This window comes from Streptomyces sp. NPDC057271 (assembly GCF_042668715.1).
GTDB lineage: Bacteria > Actinomycetota > Actinomycetes > Streptomycetales > Streptomycetaceae > Streptomyces.
This window is the reverse complement of sequence record NZ_JBHUYJ010000085.1, coordinates 1-4,259: the sequence shown is the minus strand read 5'-3', so window position 1 is coordinate 4,259 and position 4,259 is coordinate 1. Positions and strand designations below refer to the sequence as shown.

Genomic DNA, 4,259 nt, shown 5'->3' with positions numbered 1-4,259 from the left:
CTCCAGCATGGTGACGATGGTCGACTACCCCTTCGTCCCCTTCGGGATCTACAGCGGCCGGCTCTTCGAGAACGGCGAGTCCCGCTTCGAGACGAAGCTGCGCACCGCCGAGGACCGGCTCTGGATCTGGCGCCTCCACCTGAAGGCCACCACCTACGCGGCCCTCAGCCTGCACGGAGTCTTCTACCGGCGCGGTGTCACCACCTCGCTCACCCAGATCACCGACAACCGCCAGCTCGACTTCATCCCGTCGTACGACCTCCTGCTCGACGAGGTGTCCGCCGACCGCGACGCCGACCGCTTCCTGCCCAAGGCGGTCCGCACGTACTGCGCCATGATCGCCTTCCACATGGGCAAGGCCGACCAGTACGAACCGGCCGTCAGCAGGCGACTCAGGCGGAACGTGACCGAAGCCCTGCGACGGATGCCGCAGCAGGTGCTCGACGAGACGCTGGCGACGATGGACCCCGCGCGCAGCACCCTGCTCCGCGGCCTGCGCGCCACCGGAAGGACGGCCTGACCCCATGACCGCCACGACAGCGAAGAGCATGACCGCGCGTATCCAGATCTTCGAGGTGTCCACGCTCTACGGCGCGGCCACGCTCGCGGCGGCGATCGACGCCGGCCGGTTCGGCGCCCCCGCCGACGCCCGACGGATCCTGCTCGTGTCGAACAACGCGGCGATCCCGGAGACCTCGCTGCGCCTGGAGACGATGACCGGCTACGACCGGATCGCCTCCCGCTTCGACGAGGTGATCGACTGGAACGAGGCCATCCACCCGCACCACCCGGCCACCTGGGCGCCGCGCCTGGAGGAGGCGCCGCTGTGGCAGCGGGTGTTCCGGACGGCGTGGGAGCTGGGCACCGCACCGGTCGAGTTGATCGTCGAGTCCATCCAGGTCAACCCGGCAAAGGCGCTCGCGGCGGTCTTCGCCGAGAGCACCGTCGAGGTCTACGCCGACGGCCTGATGAGCTACGGGCCGACGCGCGAGGAGCTGCCGCAGTCGATCGCCTGCCGGATCGGACGGCTGCTCCACCTCGACCTGGTGCCCGGTCTGCGCCCGCTGCTGCTCTCCGAGTACGGCGTCGAGCCCGAACTCGTACCCGACGAGGCGTTCCGGGGGATCCTCTCGGAGATCGCCGAGGCGGCCGAGGGCGACCAGCAGGTCACCGCGGCGGTCGAGGCCGAGCCGACGGCCCTTCTCCTCGGCCAGTACCTCGCCTCGCTCGGCATCCTCACCGCCGACGAGGAGGAGGAGCTGCACATCCGGATGCTGCGTGGTGCCGCGGCCGCCGGACACACGTCGGTGATCTTCAAGCCGCACCCGACCGCGCCCGCCCGCTACGGCACGGCGCTGAACGAGGCCGCCGACGACGCCGGCGTACGGCTGACCGTCCTGGACGGTCCGCTGCTCGCCGAGACGTTCTACGAGCGCTGCCGGCCGACGCTGGTCGTCGGCTGCTTCTCGACCGCGATGGTCACCGCGTCCGTCTACTACGGCGTCCCCATCGCCCGGGTGGGCACGGACACGCTCCTGGCCCGGCTCACACCGTACGAGAACAGCAACCGCGTGCCCCTGACCGTCGTGGACCACATCGTGCCCGACCTGGAGAGCGGTACGGGACCGGCCGTCCCAGGAGCCGGGCCGGAGACCCTGACGCCGCTGGTCCGAGCGGTGGGCTTCTGCATGCAGTCCAGGCTCCATCCGCTGCTGCGCGACGAGACCGCGACGTTCCTGGAGCGGCACCGGGGGAACGCGGACATGGTGCGGTACTTCGACGTCGAGCGACTGACGAAGCTCGGCCTGCCCGGCGGCGATCCGGCCGGCCCGGCAGGCGGAGCCCGGCTGCGCCGGACCCTGACGCGCAGTGGCAGGAGCTGAACCCCGGGGCTCGACCGGTCCAGGCCCGGCCGATCCCGGGTGCTCGGGGCCGGGCGCCCAGCCCCGGGACCCGCGGGCGGGACCGAGCCGGGGACGGCGGTCCGGTCCCGTGGTGTCCGCTCGGTCAGTTCGCCGAGTGGACGATCGTGAAGACCGCCCCCTCCGGGTCCGCCACCAGCGCGCTCCGGCCCGCCGCGCCCTCCCTGGGCGGCCGCAGCACATGGCCGCCCAGCTCGGTGACGAGACGGGCGGCCGCGTCGGCGTCGGTGACCTCGAAGTACGTCAGCCAGTGCGCGCCCCGGTCCCGGGGGAGCGCGGTGCCGACGCCGTGCAGGGCCGCCACCGGACGTCCGTCCAGGTGGAGGGTCAGATAGTCGAAGTCGGCCGAGACGACCGGCTCGGCCTCGTACCCGAACACCGACCGGTAGAACTTGGAGATCGCCGACGTCTCGTACGTCAGGAGTTCGTTCCAGACCGGCGTTCCCGGGGGGCCCTCGGCCGCCGTTCCCTGGTGCATCCCGGCCTGCCAGACGCCGAAGACGGCGCCGACCGGATCCGAACAGATCGCCATCCGGCCGGCCTCGCCCGCGTCGAGCGGGCCGACCGCGACCGTGCCGCCGCAGCAGCGGATGGTCTCCGCGGTCTCGTCGGCGTCGTCGGTGGCCAGATAGGTGGTCCAGGCGACCGGCAGATGCCGGTCGGGAGGCAGCTGGCCGATGCCCGCCACCTCCCTGCCGTCGAGCAGGGCGCGGACATACGGACCGAGCTGCTGCGGACCGGGCTCGAACTCCCAGCCGAAGAGCCCGCCGTAGAACTCCTGCGTCGCGTCAATGCCGTGCACCATCAAACTCACCCAACAGGGTGCACCGGGTGTGCGCCGAGTCGCCTCGGTCATCGTCACTCTCTCCTCGGACCATCGTCGTGGCCGTGCGGGGGACCGAGCGTGCGCACGAACTCGTACGGGTGGGTGGGAGCGGGGCCCTCGGGCTCCGCAGCGGGTTCCTGCCCGCCGTTCACCCGCCGTACACGCGCCTCGGTGGCGCGCCCCGTGCAGATGCTCGCACCCCTGAGCCCTTCTCGCGCCACGGCCGCGCCGTCGTGCGGTCGCCGCGCCGTCCTGGCGTCGCCGTGGAACGGTCCGGGAAGGTGCTCCCGGGCAGCACGAGCTGCGCGAGGATGGCACCCATGAAGCCCATCATCACCGCAGGCGAACTCGCGAGCGATACGGCCGGGGCCCGGCGCCCGGTCCTCCTGGACGTCCGCTGGCAGCTCGGCGGCCCGCCGGGGCTGCCCGACTACGAGGCCGGGCACATCCCCGGTGCGGTCTACGTCGACCTGGACACGGAACTGGCCGGGCCGCCCGGCAGCGGCGGCCGGCATCCGCTGCCGGACCCGGAGGTCTTCGGTGCGGCGATGCGCCGGGCGGGCGTCTCGGCGGACGCTCCGGTCGTCGTCTACGACGGGGGGCTCGGGTGGGGCGCCGCCCGGGCCTGGTGGCTGCTGCGCTGGACGGGCCACACCGACGTACGGGTCCTGGACGGCGGCCTCGCGGCGTGGACGGCCGCAGGGCACGAGCTGTCGAAGGAGACCCCGGAGCCCGAGCCGGGCGACTTCGTGCCGTACCCGAGCGACGTAGGGCTGCTGGACGCCGACGGGGCGGCGGCGCTGGCCCGCTCCGGGCTGCTGCTCGACGCGCGGGCGGCGGAGCGGTACCGGGGTGACGTGGAGCCGATCGATCCGGTCGGCGGTCACATCCCGGGCGCGGTCTCGGCACCGACCACCGGGAACGTGGACGAGGACGGCCGTTTCCTCCCGGCGCGGGCGCTGGCGGCCCGCTTCGCCGCGCTCGGTGCCCAGGAGGACGGCGGGGTCGGCGTGTACTGCGGCTCGGGCGTCTCGGGCGCGCACGAGGTGCTCGCCCTCGCGATCGCGGGCATCCCCTCCGCGCTCTACGCGGGCTCCTGGTCGGAATGGTCGAACGACCCCACGCGCCCGGTCGCCAAGGGCGCGGACCCGCAGTAGCCGCGCGGGGACGAGGTCGGCGGCCGGACGCCGTCGGCGGGCTCCCCGCCCCTGAGCGCGCGAGAAGGGGCCCGTACCTTCGCCGGACGCTGTCGGTCGAATCGACCGACAGCGTCCATCGCCGGTGCGGGCCCCTTCTCGTACGGGCTCAGTCCTGCTTCTTCCTTCGCGTGCCGAAGACGATCTCGTCCCAGCTCGGGACCGCCGCTCGGCGGCCCGGGCGGACGCCGTCCGCCTCTGCCTGACGGTCCGTCGTGCCGGTGAGACGGTCGCGGTGGCCCGAGACCGCGCGCGGCATCAGGACGTCGGCGTAGGCCGAGCCGGCTCCGACCGAGGCCGCGGGGGCCGGCGGCT

Annotated in this window: 4 protein-coding genes and 1 pseudogene; 3 read left to right on the top strand and 2 right to left on the bottom strand. The window is 73.4% G+C overall.

The window, feature by feature from the left end; genetic code table 11:
- Window positions 1–520, top strand: a pseudogene (locus ACFUJR_RS29455) (glycosyltransferase family 2 protein); the annotation flags it as partial.
- 4 nt (window positions 521–524) lie between these two features.
- Window positions 525–1,883 carry a polysialyltransferase family glycosyltransferase gene (locus tag ACFUJR_RS29450; RefSeq protein ID WP_383171487.1) on the top strand — a complete coding sequence of 453 codons (1,359 nt, stop codon included), beginning with the start codon at window positions 525–527 and terminating at the stop codon, window positions 1,881–1,883.
- Between the two features lie 124 nt (window positions 1,884–2,007).
- Here ACFUJR_RS29450 and ACFUJR_RS29445 read toward each other — a convergent pair whose 3' ends face one another.
- Complete coding sequence (locus tag ACFUJR_RS29445) at window positions 2,008–2,778, bottom strand: VOC family protein (RefSeq protein WP_383171489.1); 771 nt, start codon at window positions 2,776–2,778, stop codon at window positions 2,008–2,010.
- 290 nt (window positions 2,779–3,068) lie between these two features.
- Here ACFUJR_RS29445 and ACFUJR_RS29440 point away from each other — a divergent pair, with 290 nt between their 5' ends.
- Window positions 3,069–3,905, top strand: a complete 837-nt coding sequence (locus tag ACFUJR_RS29440) for a sulfurtransferase (RefSeq protein ID WP_383171491.1) — start codon at window positions 3,069–3,071, stop codon at window positions 3,903–3,905.
- A 148-nt stretch (window positions 3,906–4,053) separates the two neighbouring features.
- On the opposite strand, the gene sepH is transcribed toward ACFUJR_RS29440, so the two are convergent.
- A partial coding sequence (gene sepH / locus ACFUJR_RS29435; RefSeq protein ID WP_383450903.1) for a septation protein SepH occupies window positions 4,054–4,259 on the bottom strand: 206 nt, incomplete at its 5' end.

Coding starts and splice junctions, on each gene's coding strand:
- ACFUJR_RS29445 (WP_383171489.1), bottom strand. CDS start 2,778: ATGACCGAGGCGACTCGGCGCACACCCGGTGCACCCTGTTGGGTGAGT.
- ACFUJR_RS29450 (WP_383171487.1), top strand. CDS start 525: ATGACCGCCACGACAGCGAAGAGCATGACCGCGCGTATCCAGATCTTC.
- ACFUJR_RS29440 (WP_383171491.1), top strand. CDS start 3,069: ATGAAGCCCATCATCACCGCAGGCGAACTCGCGAGCGATACGGCCGGG.